Origin of the sequence: Paraburkholderia sp. Ac-20340, assembly GCF_017104965.1 — a bacterium.
Classification (GTDB): Bacteria; Pseudomonadota; Gammaproteobacteria; order Burkholderiales; family Burkholderiaceae; genus Paraburkholderia.
This window is the reverse complement of record NZ_JAAGPR010000039.1, coordinates 61196-79361: the sequence shown is the minus strand read 5'-3', so window position 1 is coordinate 79361 and position 18166 is coordinate 61196. Positions and strand designations below refer to the sequence as shown.

The 18166-nt window shown below is 63.5% G+C and carries 17 protein-coding genes; 12 read left to right on the top strand and 5 right to left on the bottom strand.

The window, feature by feature from the left end; translation table 11 throughout:
* The 4 genes from G3N59_RS32075 to gltA form a co-directional block, all read left to right on the top strand.
* On the top strand, window positions 1-1355 hold a 1355-nt coding region (locus G3N59_RS32075; protein WP_205986872.1), incomplete at its 5' end, for an FAD-binding protein.
* 29 nt (window positions 1356-1384) lie between these two features.
* The gene (locus tag G3N59_RS32070; RefSeq protein WP_035531265.1) at window positions 1385-2086 is read left to right on the top strand and encodes a succinate dehydrogenase iron-sulfur subunit; all 702 of its coding nucleotides are present in this window, start codon (window positions 1385-1387) and stop codon (window positions 2084-2086) included.
* 14 nt (window positions 2087-2100) lie between these two features.
* Complete coding sequence (locus tag G3N59_RS32065; RefSeq protein ID WP_167068785.1) at window positions 2101-2367, top strand: succinate dehydrogenase assembly factor 2; 267 nt, start codon at window positions 2101-2103, stop codon at window positions 2365-2367.
* 90 nt (window positions 2368-2457) lie between these two features.
* Entirely contained in the window at window positions 2458-3759 is a 1302-nt protein-coding gene (gene gltA, locus G3N59_RS32060) for a citrate synthase (RefSeq protein WP_205986871.1), read from the top strand.
* Between the two features lie 96 nt (window positions 3760-3855).
* Here the strand turns inward: gltA and G3N59_RS32055 are convergent, their stop codons facing one another.
* Window positions 3856-4320 carry a VOC family protein gene (locus G3N59_RS32055; RefSeq protein WP_205986870.1) on the bottom strand — a complete coding sequence of 155 codons (465 nt, stop codon included), beginning with the start codon at window positions 4318-4320 and terminating at the stop codon, window positions 3856-3858.
* Here G3N59_RS32055 and G3N59_RS32050 point away from each other — a divergent pair.
* On the top strand, window positions 4319-5839 hold the full coding sequence (locus G3N59_RS32050) for a HAMP domain-containing sensor histidine kinase (protein WP_241024564.1): 1521 nt from the start codon (window positions 4319-4321) through the stop codon (window positions 5837-5839). The genes G3N59_RS32055 and G3N59_RS32050 overlap by 2 nt on opposite strands.
* 3 nt (window positions 5840-5842) lie before the next feature.
* Entirely contained in the window at window positions 5843-6499 is a 657-nt protein-coding gene (locus tag G3N59_RS32045) for a response regulator transcription factor (protein WP_205986869.1), read from the top strand.
* A 126-nt stretch (window positions 6500-6625) separates the two neighbouring features.
* On the opposite strand, the gene G3N59_RS32040 is transcribed toward G3N59_RS32045, so the two are convergent.
* The 3 genes from G3N59_RS32040 to G3N59_RS32030 form a co-directional block, all read right to left on the bottom strand.
* Window positions 6626-7036, bottom strand: a complete 411-nt coding sequence (locus tag G3N59_RS32040) for a TerB family tellurite resistance protein (RefSeq protein WP_205986868.1) — start codon at window positions 7034-7036, stop codon at window positions 6626-6628.
* A gap of 45 nt (window positions 7037-7081) precedes the next feature.
* On the bottom strand, window positions 7082-7366 hold the full coding sequence (locus G3N59_RS32035; RefSeq protein WP_205986867.1) for a zf-TFIIB domain-containing protein: 285 nt from the start codon (window positions 7364-7366) through the stop codon (window positions 7082-7084).
* 98 nt (window positions 7367-7464) lie between these two features.
* On the bottom strand, window positions 7465-8469 hold the full coding sequence (locus G3N59_RS32030; protein WP_205986866.1) for a TerC family protein: 1005 nt from the start codon (window positions 8467-8469) through the stop codon (window positions 7465-7467).
* A gap of 322 nt (window positions 8470-8791) precedes the next feature.
* Between G3N59_RS32030 and G3N59_RS32025 the strand changes: the two genes are divergently transcribed.
* Complete coding sequence (locus tag G3N59_RS32025; protein WP_277397957.1) at window positions 8792-9556, top strand: M48 family metalloprotease; 765 nt, start codon at window positions 8792-8794, stop codon at window positions 9554-9556.
* A 66-nt stretch (window positions 9557-9622) separates the two neighbouring features.
* On the opposite strand, the gene G3N59_RS32020 is transcribed toward G3N59_RS32025, so the two are convergent.
* Complete coding sequence (locus tag G3N59_RS32020) at window positions 9623-10588, bottom strand: MipA/OmpV family protein (RefSeq protein ID WP_205986864.1); 966 nt, start codon at window positions 10586-10588, stop codon at window positions 9623-9625.
* Window positions 10589-11022: 434 nt separating this feature from the next.
* Here G3N59_RS32020 and leuC point away from each other — a divergent pair, with 434 nt between their 5' ends.
* The 5 genes from leuC (at window position 11023) to G3N59_RS31995 (ending at window position 18164) form a co-directional block, all read left to right on the top strand.
* Entirely contained in the window at window positions 11023-12432 is a 1410-nt protein-coding gene (gene leuC / locus G3N59_RS32015) for a 3-isopropylmalate dehydratase large subunit (protein WP_205986863.1), read from the top strand.
* 11 nt (window positions 12433-12443) lie between these two features.
* Entirely contained in the window at window positions 12444-13094 is a 651-nt protein-coding gene (gene leuD / locus G3N59_RS32010; RefSeq protein WP_205986862.1) for a 3-isopropylmalate dehydratase small subunit, read from the top strand.
* Between the two features lie 91 nt (window positions 13095-13185).
* Window positions 13186-14253, top strand: coding sequence for a 3-isopropylmalate dehydrogenase (gene leuB / locus G3N59_RS32005; RefSeq protein WP_205986861.1), 1068 nt, complete (start codon window positions 13186-13188; stop codon window positions 14251-14253).
* Window positions 14254-14579: 326 nt separating this feature from the next.
* Complete coding sequence (asd, locus tag G3N59_RS32000; RefSeq protein ID WP_205986860.1) at window positions 14580-15701, top strand: aspartate-semialdehyde dehydrogenase; 1122 nt, start codon at window positions 14580-14582, stop codon at window positions 15699-15701.
* Window positions 15702-15929: 228 nt separating this feature from the next.
* Window positions 15930-18164: a FimV/HubP family polar landmark protein gene (locus tag G3N59_RS31995; RefSeq protein WP_241024562.1), complete on the top strand. Its 2235-nt coding sequence runs from the start codon at window positions 15930-15932 to the stop codon at window positions 18162-18164.
* Window positions 18165-18166 lie beyond the last annotated feature (2 nt).

The window sequence follows — 18166 nt, the reverse complement described above, 5'->3', positions numbered from 1 at the left end:
CGGCGGCTGACCGTACCGGTCACGCGCTGCTGCACACGCTGTACCAGCAGAACGTTGCTGCGAAGACCACGTTCTTCGTCGAATGGATGGCGCTGGATCTGATCCGCGACGCCGAAGGCGACGTGCTCGGCGTGACCGCGCTCGAAATGGAAACGGGCGACGTCTATATCCTCGAAGGCAAGACCACGCTGTTCGCCACGGGCGGCGCGGGCCGGATCTTCCAGGCATCGACGAATGCGTTCATCAATACCGGTGACGGCCTGGGTATGGCCGCACGTTCGGGCATCGCGCTGCAGGACATGGAGTTCTGGCAGTTCCACCCGACCGGCGTGGCCGGCGCGGGCGTGCTGATCACCGAAGGCGTGCGCGGCGAAGGCGGCATTCTGCGCAACTCGAACGGCGAGCGCTTCATGGAGCGCTACGCACCGACGCTGAAGGATCTGGCGCCGCGTGACTTTGTTTCGCGTTCGATGGACCAGGAAATCAAGGAAGGCCGCGGTGTCGGCGCGCACAAGGATCACGTGCTGCTCGACCTGTCGCACATCGGCGCAGAGACGATCATGAAGCGTCTGCCGTCGATCCGCGAAATCGCGCTGAAGTTCGCCAACGTGGACTGCATCAAGGAACCGATCCCGGTCGTTCCGACGATTCACTACCAGATGGGCGGCATCCCGACCAACATCAATGGTCAGGTCGTCGGTACGCCTAAGGGTCACGAAGAAGTCGTCAACGGCTTCTACGCTGTGGGCGAATGCTCGTGCGTCTCGGTGCACGGCGCAAACCGTCTGGGCACGAACTCGCTGCTCGACCTCGTGGTGTTCGGCCGCGCTGCCGGCAACCACATCGTCAAGCACGTGAAGGAACTGAAAGAGCACAAGCCGCTGCCGGCCGATGCTGCAGACTTCTCGCTGGCTCGCCTTGCGAAGCTCGACAACTCGACTTCGGGCGAGTACGCGCAAAGCGTCGCGAACGAAATCCGCGGCTCGATGCAAAAGCATGCTGGCGTGTTCCGTACCTCGGCGCTGCTTGCGGAAGGTGTCAAGGACATCGCGCAAGTCACCGAGCAGGCGAAGCACATCCACCTGAAGGACAAGTCGAAGGTGTTCAACACCGCGCGCGTCGAAGCGCTCGAAGTGGCGAACCTCGTGGAAGTTGCGCAGGCAACGATGGTGTCGGCTGAAGCCCGTAAGGAAAGCCGTGGCGCCCACGCACACAGCGACTACGAACACCGCGACGACGAAAACTGGCTGCGCCATACGCTCTGGTTCAGCGAAGGCAACCGTCTTGACTACAAGCCGGTTCACATGAAGCCGCTGACCGTCGAGTCCGTGCCGCCGAAGGCGCGTACGTTCTAAGGCACACGCCAGTCAAAAGGAATTTGGAAATGGCCAAACGTATTTTTGAAGTCTATCGCTACGACCCGGACAAGGACGCGGCGCCGCGCATGCAGTCGTACGAGCTGGAAATCACGCACGAGCGCATGCTGCTCGACGCGCTGGTCAAGCTCAAGGAACTGGACGAGACGCTGTCGTTCCGTCGCTCGTGCCGCGAAGGCGTGTGCGGTTCGGACGCGATGAACATCAACGGCAAGAACGGTCTGGCGTGTCTCACGAACCTGAACGAACTGCCGCAGAAGATCGTGCTGCGCCCGCTGCCGGGCCTGCCCGTCGTGCGCGACCTGATCGTCGACATGACGCACTTCTTCAACCAGTACCACTCGATCAAGCCGTACCTGATCAACGACACGCCGCCGCCCGAAAAAGAGCGTCTGCAGTCGCCTGAACAGCGTGACGAACTCGACGGCGTGTACGAGTGTATTCTGTGCGCGAGCTGCTCGACGTCGTGCCCGAGCTTCTGGTGGAATCCGGACAAGTTCGTCGGCCCGGCAGGTCTGCTGCAGGCTTATCGCTTCATCGCGGACAGCCGCGACGAAGCCACCGGCGAGCGTCTCGATAACCTCGAAGACCCGTACCGTCTGTTCCGTTGCCATACGATCATGAACTGCGTCGACGTCTGCCCGAAGGGCCTGAACCCGACGAAGGCGATCGGCAAGATCAAGGAACTGATGGTCCGCCGCGCGGTTTGACCTGGCGAGATTGAATGGACTCGCACCAGTCTGACCCTCATCGCCGCGCGCGCCTTCGCTGGCGCGCGCGGCGCGGTATGCTCGAAAACGACATTATTTTCGAGCGATTTTTCGACCGCTATGAGCATGACCTCAGCGACGCCGATGTAGGCGCACTTACGCGCCTGCTCGAGCTGAGCGATAACGACCTGATGGACTTGCTGCTCGCACGCAAGGAACCAGAAGGCAATCTTGCCGACCCGGACGTGAAGCGGGTGCTGGAGCTGCTTCGCAACGTCTGAGATGCTGCGGCGACCGCCAGGGAGAAGGCGGCGCCGCGCCGGACGTGCAAACTATCGAATCCTGTGTTTATCTTCGATTGAGGATGTGCTATGACCCCGTCTGATGTAAAAGCCACGCTATCGTTCAGCGACAATTCGCCGAGCGTCGAACTGCCGATCTACAAGGGCACCCAAGGCCCGGATGTGATCGACATCCGCAAACTGTACGGTCAGACCGGCAAGTTCACGTATGACCCGGGCTTCATGTCGACGGCAGCGTGCAACTCGGCGATCACCTACATCGACGGGGACAAGGGCGAGCTGCTGTACCGCGGCTACCCGATCGACAACCTCGCGCAAAACGCCGACTTCCTCGAATCCTGCTATCTGCTGCTCAAGGGCGAGCTGCCGAACCAGGCGCAGAAGGACGAGTTCGTGAAGACCGTCACGCAGCACACGATGGTTCACGAGCAGATGCAGTTCTTCTTCCGTGGTTTCCGTCGCGATGCTCACCCGATGGCCATTCTGGTCGCGGCTGTTGGCGCACTGTCGGCCTTCTATCACGACTCGCTCGACATCAATAACGCGAAGCATCGCGAAGTTTCGGCAATCCGCATGATTGCCAAGCTGCCGACGCTGGTCGCAATGGCGTACAAGTACTCGATCGGCCAGCCGTTCGTGTACCCGCAGAACGACCTGTCGTACAGCGCGAACTTCATGCGCATGATGTTCTCGAACCCGTGCGAAGAGTACAAGGTCAACGACGTGCTGGTGCGCGCGCTCGACCGTATCCTGATCCTGCACGCCGACCACGAACAGAATGCCTCGACCTCGACGGTCCGTCTGGCAGGTTCGTCGGGTGCGAACCCGTTCGCGTGTATCGCGGCCGGTATCGCCTGTCTGTGGGGCCCGGCGCACGGCGGTGCGAACGAAGCCGCACTGAACATGCTGGAAGAAATTGGCTCGGTGGAGAACATCCCCGAGTTCATCAAGCAGGTGAAGGACAAGAACTCGGGCGTGAAGCTGATGGGCTTCGGTCACCGCGTCTACAAGAACTACGATCCGCGTGCGAAGCTGATGCGCGAAACGTGCCACGAAGTGCTCAACGAACTGGGCCTGCACGACGATCCGCTGTTCAAACTGGCGATGGCGCTCGAAAAGATCGCTCTGGAAGACGAATACTTCGTCTCGCGCAAGCTGTACCCGAACGTCGACTTCTACTCGGGTATCGTGCAGCGCGCGCTGGGCATCCCGACGTCGATGTTCACGTGTATCTTCGCGATGGCGCGTACGGTGGGCTGGATTGCCCAGTGGAACGAAATGATCGCCGATCCGGAACAGAAGATTGGCCGTCCGCGCCAGCTGTTCATCGGCAACACGCCGCGCGAAGCGAAGCCGATCTCGCAACGCTAAGCCGCGCTGTAAGCAATCCCTCAAACGCCCCGACGGTTCGCCCGTCGGGGCGTTTGTTTTTGCGCGCCCGGCGTTGCCCGGCGTTCGAGTCAGGCATTAAACCCAGCCGTCGATCTTCAGGCCGCTGGCTTGCTCGGCTTCCTCGCGCGAGACTTCGCGCGTCGTTTGTCCAAAGCTCCACACGTGGCCTTCCGGGTCCATTGCCGCATAGACGCGGTCGCCGTAAAACTGGTCGGACGGTTCGCGCACGATCTTTGCGCCTGCGGCGCGCGCACGCGCGCAGTGAGCGTCCAGATCGCTGACTAGCTGCACGTGCACGGATTGCGTGTTCTTGCCTTCGACATCGGCCGGGCTGGAGTAGGCCATGCCGGGCCAGCCGCCGCAGATCATCACGTAGCCGTCCTGGAAGCGCATTTCCGAATGGGCGAGTTTGCCGTCAGGCGTGGTCACGACGAACTGGCGCGTGAAACCGAACGCTTTCTCCAGCCAGTCGAGTGCGGCGAACGGATCGCGATAGTAGACGGCGGAGCCGAAAGTGGGGCGCGGTGCGGTGTTGCTCATGGTCGTCTCCCTGCAGAAGTGGGGCGTGCGAGTGGTCAATCTAGCACTGACCGGGCGCTGGCATCAGGCGCTTGCGCGTGCCCGCCACGCCCATTTCCCCGACCCCGAATCCTTTATCATGGAACGGCCCATCATCCCGAGCCGATTCATGTTCTTCGCCGCGAATTCCCTGCACCGTCGCCTGAGCATCGCCATCGGCACGCTTGCGTTGCTGGTTGGCGTGCTGGGTTCGCTCGGCACTTTCCTCGTGGTGCGTAGCCTCGCGAGCGAATTCAGCGCGAGCCTGCGCGATGCCGCCGCGCATGTGCAGGCGGGCGTGTCGCATCACGCGGCATCCAGCGCGGAAGCCAACGGCATCCGTCGCCCTTCCGACGACTTCGTCGTGCAGATCTGGTCCGCCGACGATGGCGCCGCGCCCAGCCGCACCAGCGACCCCGATATCGCCTTGCCGCGCGTGCAAACCGGCTATTCGTCGATCGATTACGATGGTGAAGCGTGGGACGTGTTCGCGCTCGCCGCCGGCGACGAATACATCCAGGTGGCCGAATCGCGCAGCATGCGCAATCGCAACGCCTTGCGCGTGGCGTTCTGGAGCCTGCTGCCGGTGCTCGCGCTGCTGCCGCTGCTGGTGCTCACGATCGCCATCACCGTGCGCCTGTCGCTGCGGCCGCTGGAGCGCGTCGGCCGGCGCGCGGCGAACGTCGATCTGCACGCGCTCAAGCCGCTCGACGCGGCGAAGGCGCCGGTGGAATTGCGGCCGTTTATCGAATCGATCAATCGCATGATCGAGCGGCTTTCGGTGCTGGTGAACGCCGAGCGCAAGTTCATCGCCGATGCCGCGCACGAACTGCGCACGCCTATTTCAGCGATGCAGTTGCAGATCGACAATCTGCGCGACGCGCCGCCCGAACAATACCGCGAGCGATTCGACGACTTGCAGCGCGGCGTGGCGCGCACGGGTTCGCTGGTGTCGCAATTGCTGGGTCTTGCGCGCGCGGAGATCGGCGGCTCGCCGCGCGGTGTGGACACGATTGCGCTCACGCGCGTCGTGCCCGATGTGCTCGCCGATCTGCTGCCGCTGGCGGACGCACGCGGCGTGGATCTGGGCGTCGAGCGGCTCGACGATGCCAGCGTGCGCGCCACCGAAGGCGATATGCGCGTGCTCATCAAGAACCTTGTCGATAACGCGATCCGCTATGTGCATGCGGGCGGGCGCGTCGATGTATCGGTGCTGCGCGCGGCGCAGAAGGTCACGATCGAGGTAATCGACGATGGTCCTGGCATCGCGCCAGGCGATCTGCCGCATGTTTTCGACCGCTTTTTCCGCGCTGCGGACAACGACGAGCAAGGCAGCGGGCTAGGCCTTGCGATTGCCCAGACGCTCGCGCAAAGCTACGGCGGACGTGTCACGCTTGCGAATCGCAGCGATGGGCAAAGCGGCATCGTGGCGCGTATCGAATTGCCGCTCGCTGTCAATGAAGCATTCGACCAACCAGAAAAAAATGGTAAGGAAAGCTGATCAATGCGGATTCTGCTGATCGAAGACGATCTGCTGATCGGGCCCGCGCTGCTGCGCGCGCTGAAGGACGCGTCGTATAGCGTCGATTGGGTGCGCACAGGCGAAAGCGGTCGCGCGGCGATCCGCGACGGTTCGTACACGGCGATCCTGCTCGATCTCGGTCTGGGCGATATGAGCGGGCTCGACGTGCTGCGCAGTCTGCGCGAGGCGAGCGACGCCACGCCGGTCATCATCGTCACGGCGCGCGACGATGTGGATACGCGCGTCGAAGGACTCGACCTCGGCGCCGACGATTACCTCGTCAAACCGTTCGAGAGCAAGGAGTTGCTCGCGCGCATCCGCGCGGTAGTGCGGCGCAAATCCGGCTTTGCTTCGGCGACGATGGGCGGCGCGCGCGTGACGCTCGATATGAATACGCGCCGTTTGACCTTCGACGGCCAGAGCGACGATCTTTCCGCGCGCGAATATGCGTTGATGCTTGCGCTGCTGGAGCGGCCGGGCGCGATTCTGTCGCGTCAGCAACTGGAAGAGCGTTTATATGGCTGGGGCGAGGAAGTGGAAAGCAATGCCGTCGATGCCGTGATTTACAGCGTGCGTCGCAAATTCGGCCATGCGGTCATTCGCAATGTGCGCGGTCTGGGCTGGGCGGTGTGCGTGTAGACAAGATGGCCGCGCAAAGAAAAAACGCGGCGAGCGCGGGGCTCGCCGCGTAGCGTGCAAGACCGGGGGAAGTCCGTCCGGCACGCTGGAAAGCGGTCCAAAATTACGTACAGCACTGGCGCGTCGTCACGACGCCAGCAGTCTTTGCCACGGATGCGCCTGCCAGGACTTCGACAGCACGGCGAGCAGTTCGGCTTCGCTGTCCGAGAGATAGCGGTCGGCGTGAACGGCGACCAGACACAGGCTCAACACCTCGGCGCGCAGAACCGGGTCTTCCAGTTCGTGCAGCACCTGCTGCATGACATCGGAATCGAGCTTGCAGGCATCGCCCCAATTCAGGTTCGCGTTCGCCAGCAGGTCTTCGCAGAGATCGCGCAGGATCGTGCTGAATTCGCCCGGCGCGAGTCCGAGCCGTTCGGCGATGTGGGCGCGATGCACGGCGGCGAGTTCGCTGCTATGCAGATGGCCGTCGGCGAGCAGGGCAATGGCGACGATCCGGCCGGCCGCCTGCGGGCTGTTGCTGGTGTAAGTGCGCATGGTCAGGAGTCCTTGATCAATCGTTCAGAAATGGATGGCGCGCGTTCAGTCGAAAATGTCTTCGAGCCAGGATTTGCGCCGCCGCTCGTGGCTGCCGTGGCCCTGGCGCTGGCCGTAGTCGCGCGAGCGATGATGCGTGCCGCGCGGGCTGTCGTAGTCATCGTCGAGACGCCGGGCCGGGTACGTCTGGCTTTGCGCGGCGCGCTCCAGCAGCTTGTCGAGTTCGCCACGATCGAGCCAGACTCCGCGGCATTGCGGGCAGTAGTCGAGTTCGACGCCATGACGCTCGGCAATCGCGAGTGTGACGTCAGGGCAGTTCGGGCATTTCATGTCGCGCTCCTTTCGGGTGCGGCAGCCGATGCGGCTGCCGTGGAAACCATCCTCGCAGAGAAAAATGAGCGAAGAATGAGGAGTGGCGCTCAGCGGTTTCAGGGCGTTTTCAGCTTGCCGCTTTCATCACTCCCGGCACTTGCAGGCCGCGTCTTGATGAGCGACACCACCACGCCGCCGGCCAGCAGCGCCACCGTCACGCCCAGACTCAGCGGTGCAGGAATCTTGCCGACGATGCCCACCAGGAAGATCTTCACGCCGATAAACACCAGCACCAGCGCGAGCGCATGCTTGAGGTAGTAGAAGCGGTGCGCCATCGCTGCGAGCGCGAAGAACAGCGCACGCAGGCCGAGCACGGCGAAGATATTGCTGGTGTAGACGATGAACGGATCGGTCGTGATCGAGAAGATCGCGGGAATCGAATCGACCGCGAAGATCAGATCGGCGAATTCGATCATCAGCAGCGCGACCAGCAGCGGCGTGGCATAGCGCGTGAGCTTGCCGCTGACCGGATGCGCGCGCCGCACCACGAACGCGCCGCCTTCGAGCCGCTCCGTCACGGGCAGCACGCGCCGAATGGTGCGCAGAATCCGGCTGTCCTCCACGCGCGTCTCTTCTTTCGAGCCGAACAGCATCTTCACGCCGGTCGCGGCCAGAAAGACGCCGAACACGAACAGCATCCATTCGAACTGCATCACGAGCGCAGCGCCGAGCCCGACCATCAGCGCGCGCAGCACCAGCACGCCGACGATGCCCCAAAACAGCACGCGATGCTGGTAAGCACGCGGCACCGCGAGCGCACCGAAGATCGACGCGATCACGAAGACGTTGTCGAGCGATAGCGATTTTTCGATCAGATAGCCGGTGACGTACTCGGTCGCGGGCTGCGCGCCGAGTTGCCACCAGATGAAGCCGCCAAACAGCAGGCCGATCGCGATATAGCCCAGCGAGAGCCAGAGACTTTCGCGGATGCCGATTTCGCGATCGTCGCGATGCAGCACGCCCAGATCGAGCGCGAGCAGCACGATCACCACCGCGATAAAGGCGGCCCAGAGCCAGACAGGCTGACCGAGAAAGGAAGCGGTGACGAGCGGCGCAAACATGGCTACGGTCCTTTGCGTAAAAAGATGAGGGGCCGGACCGTAAGGATGCTGCGTTGCCGCTGCATCGCGCCGGTCGGGCGCTATGGGCCTTTGGCCCATAGGGTCAGCTTAACGGCGAAGAATGAGCGAAGAATGAGGCAGCAATGGAAGCCGCCCGTGCAGGGCATTTGTGGTGTGTATGCAGCGAAAAACGTGGCAAAAGTGGCGAATCAGGCGCCAAGTTGACACGTCACGCATAAAGTGGCCGCTCGCGGGTGCATGCGCAACGATCGGGTGCTAGATTGTCGATCCTTACAAAACCTTCAATAAAAGGACGATGAGAATGGCACGGATTCAGCTTGGTCTGGCGTGTGGCATGGCGGTGGCATTGAGCGCCTGTTCGGGCGTGCAAAGCATGGACCCTACGGCGGCGTTGTCCGCGGGCAGCTCGCTCTACAAGGCCGCCACCCTCTCGGACGCCGATATCGTCGCGCTCTCGCAGGACTCCTGCAAGGCGAGCGACGCGGAGTCGAAGGTGGCCGCGCCGAACAGCGCCTATAGCAAGCGTCTCACGCGCGTGATGAGCGGCTTCGGCGACATGACGCTGAACGGCCAGAAGATCGACTACAAGGTCTATATGACCAAGGACATCAACGCGTGGGCGATGGGCAACGGCTGCGTGCGCGTCTACAGCGGTCTGATGGACAAGATGAACGACGACGAACTGCGTGGCGTGATCGGCCACGAGATGGGCCACGTTGCGCTGGGCCACTCGAAGAAGGCGATGCAGACGGCCTACACCGTGAGCGCCGCGCGCACGGCTGCGGGCGCGACGGGCAATTCGGTGGCTTCGAGCCTGAGTTCGTCGCAACTCGGCGATCTGACCGAGAAGTTCATCAACGCGCAGTTCTCGCAGTCGCAGGAAAGCGCCGCCGACGACTACTCCTACGATCTGCTCAAGAAGAAAGGCATGAAGCGCGAAGGCCTCGTGACGGCGTTCCAGAAGCTCGCGCAGATCGACGGCGGCCAAAGCTCGATGATGAGCTCGCATCCGTCGTCGCCGAGCCGTGCGCAGCACATCCAGAGCCGTATCAAGAGCGAAGGCTGATAACGCAATAAGTAAGCGGCCAGTTCAACGTGTCATGCGCGCCGGCCGCTTATTCATGCAGTGTTTCTAGAACTGGTAATTGATCGACAGATCGCAGACGCCTTCCGTCTTGGTCTGGATGATCGGGCTATGCGCGGCGCTGCCGAGCAGACGCTTGATGGCGCCGTCCGCGCTCACGAACCAGTGCTTGTTCACGAAGTACACCATCGTGATGCCGAAGCCCGCCGATTTCAGCCCCGCGCTGGCGTTGTATTGCCGATACCCCGACGCCGCCGCCTGCTGCCCGGTCACGCCGAACCAGCTCTGCATGTAGTTCGAATCCGCGAACGTGACGGACGGGCCGGCGAACCAGTAGAACGTCTGGCTGCTGCCCGGCAACGGCATATAGGTGCCGAGGTCCGCGGTCCAGCCGTTCGAGCCGCCGAAGCTGCGCGTGAACGCCGCGCGCACCACCAGCGGGAAATCCTTCGACACCACGTATTCGCCCGCGATCTTCATCAGCGGTGCGGGATTGATATTGCCCATGCCGTTCAGGCGCGAAGGATCGTCGTGGCCGCGCCGCCCGAGGTCGTAGGCGGCCGCGATACTCATGCGCCAGTTCGGCCCCTGCAGAAAATTCACGCCGAAGCCTTCGCCCGTCGAGCCGAACAGAATGTCCTTATAACGCAGATCGATGCTGGGGCCGGCCATCATGTGATAGCGGTCGGAGCCGTCGTAGCGCGGCTCGAACGTCGAGCCCACACCCAGGCGCGCTTCGAAGTTCGGGCGATTGGGCTCGTACAGCTTCTCCAGCGGAATGCCGGCCGAATACTGCCATTCGCCGAGCGGCGAGGGCGTCTGCGCCTGCGCACGCGGCGCGAAGGCGGCGATCGCACAAGCCGTGGCCGCTACCGCAAGCGACGACGGGCGCGCCAGACGCGTGCGGGCGCGTGCCTGCGGATGTCGTCCCTGGATCTGGCCTGTTGTGATTCTTATGTTGTGCGCGGGCGCCCAGAAGAGCGTCCTGCGGGGCGAGCGGGTTGCGAGTGGCATGAGGCCTCCGGGATTGCCTGATCGTGCCGCGAGGTTTCCGTGTCCAGTGTGATTGAAGCTGAATCCGGACGCTTGTGCGGCGGCGCACGTCTCGCAATCGACGTGCCCGATGTGGCACTTTCACACCGTTTCATGTTGAAGGCGTCCTCGGTTTCGCGCGGGCCCGCGCGCGGGAGCTGGCCAGCGCTTTGTCATATATCCGATAAAAAAATCGCCGGAAAAACAAAGGCTTTGCTTCGCGCGATGCTTTCGGCGGGACGGAAAAAGGCGTGCGCGGCTCGCCGGGTAACATCGATACAGGTATCGCTACTACCACCCAACTCCCTGTTTTTTATCGGTTTTTTTACCCGGACGGCCTACAGGAGCGCGATTTTGCGTGGCATAATCGATTCACAACGTAAGCCTCCCCGCAGTCAAATCATCCCCCGCATATCATGGCAAAGACGCTCTACGACAAATTGTGGGACACCCATGTGGTCCACACGGAAGACGACGGCACGACGATCCTTTATATCGACCGTCATCTGCTGCACGAAGTCACCAGTCCGCAGGCTTTCGAAGGCCTGAAAATGCACGAGCGCCCGGTGTGGCGCATCAGCGCGAACCTGGCCGTTTCGGACCATAACGTGCCCACGACGGATCGCAGCCACGGTATCGCCGATCCGGTTTCGAAGCTCCAGGTCGACACGCTCGACACGAATTGCGACGCCTTCGGCATCACGCAGTTCAAGATGAGCGACCAGCGCCAGGGCATCGTGCACATCGTCGGTCCGGAGCAGGGCGCGACGCTGCCGGGTATGACGATCGTCTGCGGCGACTCGCACACCTCCACGCACGGCGCGTTCGGCGCGCTGGCGCACGGCATCGGCACCTCGGAAGTCGAGCACGTGCTGGCCACGCAGACGCTGCTGCAAAAGAAGAGCAAGAACATGCTCATCAAGGTGGAAGGCACGCTGCCGCGTGGCTGCACCGCGAAGGACATCGTGCTGGCGATCATCGGCAAGATCGGCACGGCAGGCGGCACGGGTTACGCCATGGAGTTCGGCGGCTCGATGATCCGCGGCCTGACGATGGAAGGCCGCATGACGGTCTGCAACATGGCGATCGAAGGCGGCGCGCGCGCCGGCATGGTCGCCGTGGACGACACCACGGTCGAATATCTGAAGAACCGTCCGTTCTCGCCGCAAGGCGCGGAGTGGGACCAGGCCGTCGAATACTGGAAGCAGTTCCGTTCGGACGACGGCGCGCATTTCGACCGCGTGGTCGAGCTTTCGGCCGCCGACATCGTGCCGCAGGTGACGTGGGGCACGTCGCCGGAAATGGTCGTGTCGATCGACGCCCGCGTGCCGGACCCCGAGCGCGAAAAGGACCCGGTCAAGCGCGACGCGATGGAACGCGCGCTGCAATACATGGCGCTCGAACCGAACACGCCGATCGAGTCGATCAAGCCGGACAAGATTTTTATCGGTTCGTGCACGAACGCGCGTATCGAAGACCTGCGCTCGGCCGCTTATGTCGTGAAGAAGCTGGGCCGCCGCATTGCGCCGAACGTGCGTCTCGCGATGGTGGTGCCGGGCTCGGGTCTCGTGAAGGCGCAAGCCGAACAGGAAGGCCTCGACAAGGTGTTCACGGACGCCGGTTTCGAATGGCGCGAGCCGGGCTGCTCGATGTGTCTGGCGATGAACGCCGACCGTCTCGAGCCGGGCGAGCGTTGCGCGTCCACCTCGAACCGCAATTTCGAGGGCCGTCAGGGCGCGGGCGGTCGCACGCACCTGGTGAGCCCGGCGATGGCGGCCGCAGCAGCCATCGAAGGTCATTTCGTCGATATTCGCAAGCTCGGTTGAGGCCACGGATCATGGAAAAATTTGTCGTACACACCGGCCTCGTAGCGCCGCTCGATCGCGAAAACGTGGACACGGACGCGATCATCCCGAAGCAGTTTCTCAAGTCGATCAAGCGCACCGGCTTCGGCCCGAACGCCTTCGACGAATGGCGTTACCTCGACCACGGCGAGCCGGGTCAGGACAACTCGAAGCGCCCGCTCAACCCGGACTTCGTGCTGAACCAGCCGCGTTATCAAGGCGCTTCCGTGCTGCTCACGCGCAAGAACTTCGGCTGCGGCAGCTCGCGCGAGCACGCACCGTGGGCGCTCGACCAGTACGGCTTCCGCGCGATCATCGCGCCGAGCTTCGCGGACATCTTCTATAACAATTGCTTCAAGAACGGTCTGCTGCCGATCGTGCTCAGCGAAGCGGATGTCGATCATCTGTTCAACGAAACGTACGCGTTCAACGGCTTCGAACTGACGATCGATCTGGAGCAACAGGTTGTGCGCACAACGGACGGCTCGAAGTCGTATCCGTTCGACGTCGCCGCGTTCCGCCGCTACTGCCTCTTGAACGGTTTCGACGATATCGGCCTCACGCTGCGTCACGCCGACAAGATCCGCCAGTACGAAGCCGAGCGCATCGCGCGCCAGCCGTGGCTGAACAACCGCGTCATCTGAACGCGCACGGTTTTAAAGCGGGCTCAAGTCCGAATGCGCGGCGGCGATTAGAACCGCCGCGCTCAATGAAACATCAGCGAGGAACACCAGGATGAAGATTGCAGTGCTGCCGGGCGACGGCATTGGTCCCGAGATCGTCAAGGAAGCCGTCAAGGTGCTGAACGCGCTCGACGAAAAGTTCGAGCTGGAAGAAGCGCCCGTTGGCGGCGCGGGCTACGAGGCGAGCGGCCATCCGCTGCCGGAAGCCACGCTCGCGCTGGCGAAGGCCGCCGATGCGATCCTGTTCGGCGCCGTGGGCGACTGGAAGTACGACTCGCTCGAACGCGCGCTGCGCCCGGAGCAGGCAATTCTGGGTCTGCGCAAGCACCTCGAACTGTTCGCGAACTTCCGCCCGGCGATCTGCTATCCGCAACTGACGGGCGCTTCGTCGCTGAAGCCGGAAATCGTTTCGGGCCTCGACATCCTGATCGTGCGCGAGCTGAACGGCGACATCTATTTCGGTCAGCCGCGCGGTCTGCGCGAATCGCCGGACGGTCTCTTCAAGGGCGCGCGTGAAGGTTTCGACACGATGCGTTATTCGGAGCCCGAAGTGCGCCGTATCGCCCACGTGGCCTTCCAGGCGGCTCAAAAGCGCCAGAAGAAGCTGACCTCGGTCGACAAGGCCAACGTGCTGGAAACGTCGCAATTCTGGAAGGACATCATGATCGATGTCTCGAAGGAATACCCGGACGTCGAGCTTTCGCACATGTACGTCGATAACGCGGCGATGCAGCTCGTGAAGGCGCCGAAGGCGTTCGACGTGGTGGTCACGGGCAATATGTTCGGCGACATTCTTTCGGACGAAGCGGCCATGCTCACGGGCTCGATCGGCATGCTGCCTTCGGCTTCGCTCGACAAGAACAACAAGGGTTTGTACGAGCCGTCGCACGGTTCGGCGCCGGATATCGCGGGCAAGGGCATCGCCAACCCGCTGGCCACGATCCTCTCGGTCGCGATGATGCTGCGTTACTCGCTGGGCCGCGACGAACAAGCCGACCGCATCGAAACCGCGGTCAAGAAGGTGCTGGAACAAGGTTATCGCACCGCCGACATCGTCACGCCGGACTGCCGCAAGGTGGGCACGGTCGAGATGGGCGACGCGGTGGTTGCCGCGCTGTAAAGCGGGATCAAAGGGCATGCCTTCGCGGGCGTGCCCTTTTTATTTCATGCACTTTAAACGTGCGTCGTAAATAGCGGAAAGTGCGGTTTTTGCCGCGCAAATTAACTGTTTCGTGTATATTGTTCCGATGGCGACGATCTCCCCGATCACGATTATTTCGAACATCCACGGCGAAAAAACTGCCCGTGCGATTTCGCTCGCCATCACCACGAAAACGATTATCAAAACGATCACCATTCGTTGATCGCTCGTCGTGCCCGCTCATCTTCCCCGCGCGGCCACGCCGGGCGAGCGAAGCGGGGAAGTGTCCAAATCAAGGGTTAGTCATGAACGTAGGTCTCGTAGGTTGGCGCGGCATGGTCGGCAGCGTGCTGATGCAGCGCATGCAGGAAGAACGTGATTTCGACCTGATCGAACCGGTGTTTTTCAGCACCAGCAATGCAGGCGGCGCGGCTCCGTCGTACGCCAAAAACGAGACAAAGCTCAAGGATGCGAACAGCATCGACGAGCTCAAGAAGTGTGACGCCATCATCACCTGCCAGGGCGGCGACTACACGAACGACGTGTATCCGAAGCTGCGCGCGGCAGGCTGGACCGGTTACTGGATCGACGCGGCTTCGTCGCTGCGCATGAAGGACGACGCGGTCATCATCCTCGACCCGGTCAACCTGAACGTCATCAAGGACGCGCTGGTCAAGGGCCAGAAGGACTTCGTCGGCGGCAACTGCACGGTCAGCCTGATGCTGATGGCGCTGGGCGGCCTGTTCCGCGAAGGCCTCGTCGACTGGATGACGGCCATGACCTACCAGGCGGCGTCGGGCGCGGGCGCGCAGAACATGCGCGAGCTGCTCTCGCAGATGGGCGCGCTCAACGCGGCTGTCGCGACCGATCTGGCGAACCCGTCGTCGGCGATTCTCGACATCGACCGCAAGGTGCTCGCCACCATGAACAGCGACGCGATGCCCACCAGCCAGTTCGGCGTGCCGCTCGCAGGCTCGCTGATTCCGTGGATCGACAAGGATCTCGGCAACGGCATGTCGAAGGAAGAGTGGAAGGGCGGCGCGGAAACCAACAAGATTCTCGGCAAGCCCGCGATGGGCCAGCCGGGCTCGATTCCGGTCGACGGTCTGTGCGTGCGTATCGGCGCGATGCGCTGCCACTCGCAGGCGCTCACCATCAAGCTGAACAAGGACGTGCCGCTCGACGAGATCGACGGCATCCTCGCTTCGGCGAATGATTGGGTGAAGGTTGTGCCGAACGAGCGCGAAGCGTCGATGCGCGATCTGTCGCCGGCACAGGTGACCGGCACGCTGTCGGTGCCGGTTGGCCGCCTGCGCAAGCTGGCGATGGGCGGCGAGTATCTGTCGGCCTTCACGGTCGGCGATCAGCTGCTTTGGGGCGCTGCTGAGCCGCTGCGCCGCATGCTTCGCATTCTGCTGGACAAGTGAATCATTTAAACTACGCGGCTAATGACGCGTAGACAGGCAAAAAGCGCCGCGCCAGTCGCGGCGCTTTTTTATTTTCGCAGCCATCGCGCATGGCCTGCGAGCCCGACCCCTTGAATTCCCGTTTGATCGACCGCCGCGCGAGCGGTGTGCCCAGGGCATCTGATGACCGTTCGACTTGACTCTGTTCCCGCTGATCGGGCTATCCAAAACACGAAGGCGCAGCGCGCCATGCAAGCCGTTGCCGCCGCTGCGGTGCTGGCGCTGGCCGGTGGGGCACAGGCCGCCACCGCGGCTGGCGCTGCGCCTGCGCAGGCTTCGAGCGCTGCTGCTGCTGTTGCTGCTGCGTCGGGCGCTTCGGGCGCATCCGCTGTGGCGCCGGCGCTGCCGGTGATCGGCCGGTACACGATACAGCCGGGCCAGTCGCTGCACGACGTTGCGGTCGATGTAACCCAGTCGCACGACAAGACGACGCTCGCGCGTGCGAGCCAGGCGCTGTTCGATGCCAATCCGAACGCGTTCATGAAGCACGATCCCAGCCGCCTCAAGGTAGGCGCGACGCTGGATGTGCCGGGCACGCCGGATATGGCGAGCGGCGCTTCGGGCGTGACGCCGGCTTCGGCGCCTGCGCCGGTCGCGGCGGCCAGCGAGCCCGCGACTGCTGCCGCCACAGCTGCTGCGGCTTCCGCCGTGGCGGCTGCGAACACGGCTGCGGCGAGTGGCGCTGCGCTCGCATCGGCGCCTGAAGCTACCGCGAGCGCAACTGGCGCGGCCAGCGCGGCTTTGGCTTCCTCCGCATCGGCCACGATGGCTGCGAGCGCGCCCGCCGTGGCGGCGCCGTCGAGCGACGCCCATTCGTGGAGCGGCGCGGTCCAGGTCGCGCCGACCAGCGCGGCGAGCGCAGCCTCGGCGCCCGTGACGGTTTCCAGCCTGCAGCAACTTCTGGCGCTCAAGAACCGCGTGCTGATGGCGCTGCAGCAGCACGGCATCGGCAAACCGGCTCAAGTGGCCGGTGGTGCGGCGACGCCGGGCGTGCATGGCACGACGGCTGGCGGCGAGGCGCTGGGCGCGAACGCGGCGCAGCCTGAAGTGTCGCCGATCACCTGGGGCGTCGTGGCGGCCGTTCTGCTCGCTTTCGTCGCGCTGATCGTGCGTCTGCTGACGCGCAAGCGTCGCAAGGGCGCAGCGGCGGCCGAAGAGACGGCAGCGCCCGCGGTGGCACCGAGTGCACCGATCGCACCGCTTGCACCGATCGCCGCGTACCAGCAGACGCACGAAGAAGACGCGCACGAAGCCACCCAGGCGCATCACGCCGATCCCGATTCCGCGCTAGACCACGCCGCCGAAGCTGCAAGCCTTGCCGCTGCGGCTGAACTGGGCGCGGAGGCCTTGCCGCCGTCGACGTTCGAATCGGCGCATCACGAAGCCACGGACGGCCCCGCCGAGTTGCACGCGGACCGTACCGAACACGACGCGCTCCCGCACGGTGTCGAGCCGGGCGAACCGGCATCGCTCGCCGATGCGACCGGCGCCGCAAGCCTCGCCGCCGCCGCCGAACTGGGCGCAGCCGCACTGCCGCCCGAGAGCCTGGCTGGCGTGCGCACGACCGGCGAAGCCGAAGAACTGGCACGTGAATCGGCAAATGAATCGGAAAATGAATCGGAAAGCGAAGCCGAACCGCCCGTCGCCGGACACGCCGCAATCGGCGCCGAACTGCGCGCGATCGAGTTGACGCTGCCGGGCGACGAAGTCGAACAGCCGCACGCAGCCGTTGCACATCACACCGAAGAACCGCAACCGCTCGATCACGAAATCCCGGCCGAGCCGTCGGCGCCCGAAGCCGAACACGTGGTATCCGCAGCACCCGCAGTACCAGACGTTCCCGCAGTTTCCCAAGAACAAGAAATGGCCCAACTGGAAGTACCGAAAGAGTTTCCGCAGTCCGCAGTAGACGCGCTTGGCAGTCTCGACATGCTGCCGCCGCGCGTGGATGTGCCTGATTTCCCGCAGACCAGCGGCATGCCCGCCTTCTCCTTTGGCGCCACACCGGTCGCCGCGCCGGAGACGATTGCGCGCCAGTCGCTGCCGCCGGCCGAGCCGCCCGCGCCGCCGGCGGGCGCCGCCATCGAAGCCGGCATGGCCGGTCTCGGCTCGATCGCTGGTCTCGCCGCCGCGATGGGTTCGTCGCCGATCGGCGCGCCGCCCATGGGTACGCCGCGCTTCGGCACGCTCTCGCTCGATTTCGACCTGAACCTGCCGCCCGATTCCGCCGATCCGCTGCCCGTCTTCACGCCGGAGCAACTGTCGCGTATTGCGCGCAACAAGCTCGATCTCGCCCACGAATACATCGATCTGGGCGATCTCGCAGGCGCGCGCGCGCTCATCAACGAAGTGATCGAGTCGAACGACCACGCCACGCGCGCCGATGCGCAGGCGCTGCTGTCCACGCTCTCGCCGCTGTCCTGAGC

Coding starts and splice junctions, on each gene's coding strand:
- G3N59_RS32070 (WP_035531265.1), top strand. CDS start 1,385: ATGGCCAAACGTATTTTTGAAGTCTATCGCTACGACCCGGACAAGGAC.
- G3N59_RS32065 (WP_167068785.1), top strand. CDS start 2,101: ATGGACTCGCACCAGTCTGACCCTCATCGCCGCGCGCGCCTTCGCTGG.
- gltA (WP_205986871.1), top strand. CDS start 2,458: ATGACCCCGTCTGATGTAAAAGCCACGCTATCGTTCAGCGACAATTCG.
- G3N59_RS32050 (WP_241024564.1), top strand. CDS start 4,319: ATGGTCGTCTCCCTGCAGAAGTGGGGCGTGCGAGTGGTCAATCTAGCA.
- G3N59_RS32055 (WP_205986870.1), bottom strand. CDS start 4,320: ATGAGCAACACCGCACCGCGCCCCACTTTCGGCTCCGCCGTCTACTAT.
- G3N59_RS32045 (WP_205986869.1), top strand. CDS start 5,843: ATGCGGATTCTGCTGATCGAAGACGATCTGCTGATCGGGCCCGCGCTG.
- G3N59_RS32040 (WP_205986868.1), bottom strand. CDS start 7,036: ATGCGCACTTACACCAGCAACAGCCCGCAGGCGGCCGGCCGGATCGTC.
- G3N59_RS32035 (WP_205986867.1), bottom strand. CDS start 7,366: ATGAAATGCCCGAACTGCCCTGACGTCACACTCGCGATTGCCGAGCGT.
- G3N59_RS32030 (WP_205986866.1), bottom strand. CDS start 8,469: ATGTTTGCGCCGCTCGTCACCGCTTCCTTTCTCGGTCAGCCTGTCTGG.
- G3N59_RS32025 (WP_277397957.1), top strand. CDS start 8,792: ATGGCACGGATTCAGCTTGGTCTGGCGTGTGGCATGGCGGTGGCATTG.
- G3N59_RS32020 (WP_205986864.1), bottom strand. CDS start 10,588: ATGCCACTCGCAACCCGCTCGCCCCGCAGGACGCTCTTCTGGGCGCCC.
- leuC (WP_205986863.1), top strand. CDS start 11,023: ATGGCAAAGACGCTCTACGACAAATTGTGGGACACCCATGTGGTCCAC.
- leuD (WP_205986862.1), top strand. CDS start 12,444: ATGGAAAAATTTGTCGTACACACCGGCCTCGTAGCGCCGCTCGATCGC.
- leuB (WP_205986861.1), top strand. CDS start 13,186: ATGAAGATTGCAGTGCTGCCGGGCGACGGCATTGGTCCCGAGATCGTC.
- asd (WP_205986860.1), top strand. CDS start 14,580: ATGAACGTAGGTCTCGTAGGTTGGCGCGGCATGGTCGGCAGCGTGCTG.
- G3N59_RS31995 (WP_241024562.1), top strand. CDS start 15,930: ATGCAAGCCGTTGCCGCCGCTGCGGTGCTGGCGCTGGCCGGTGGGGCA.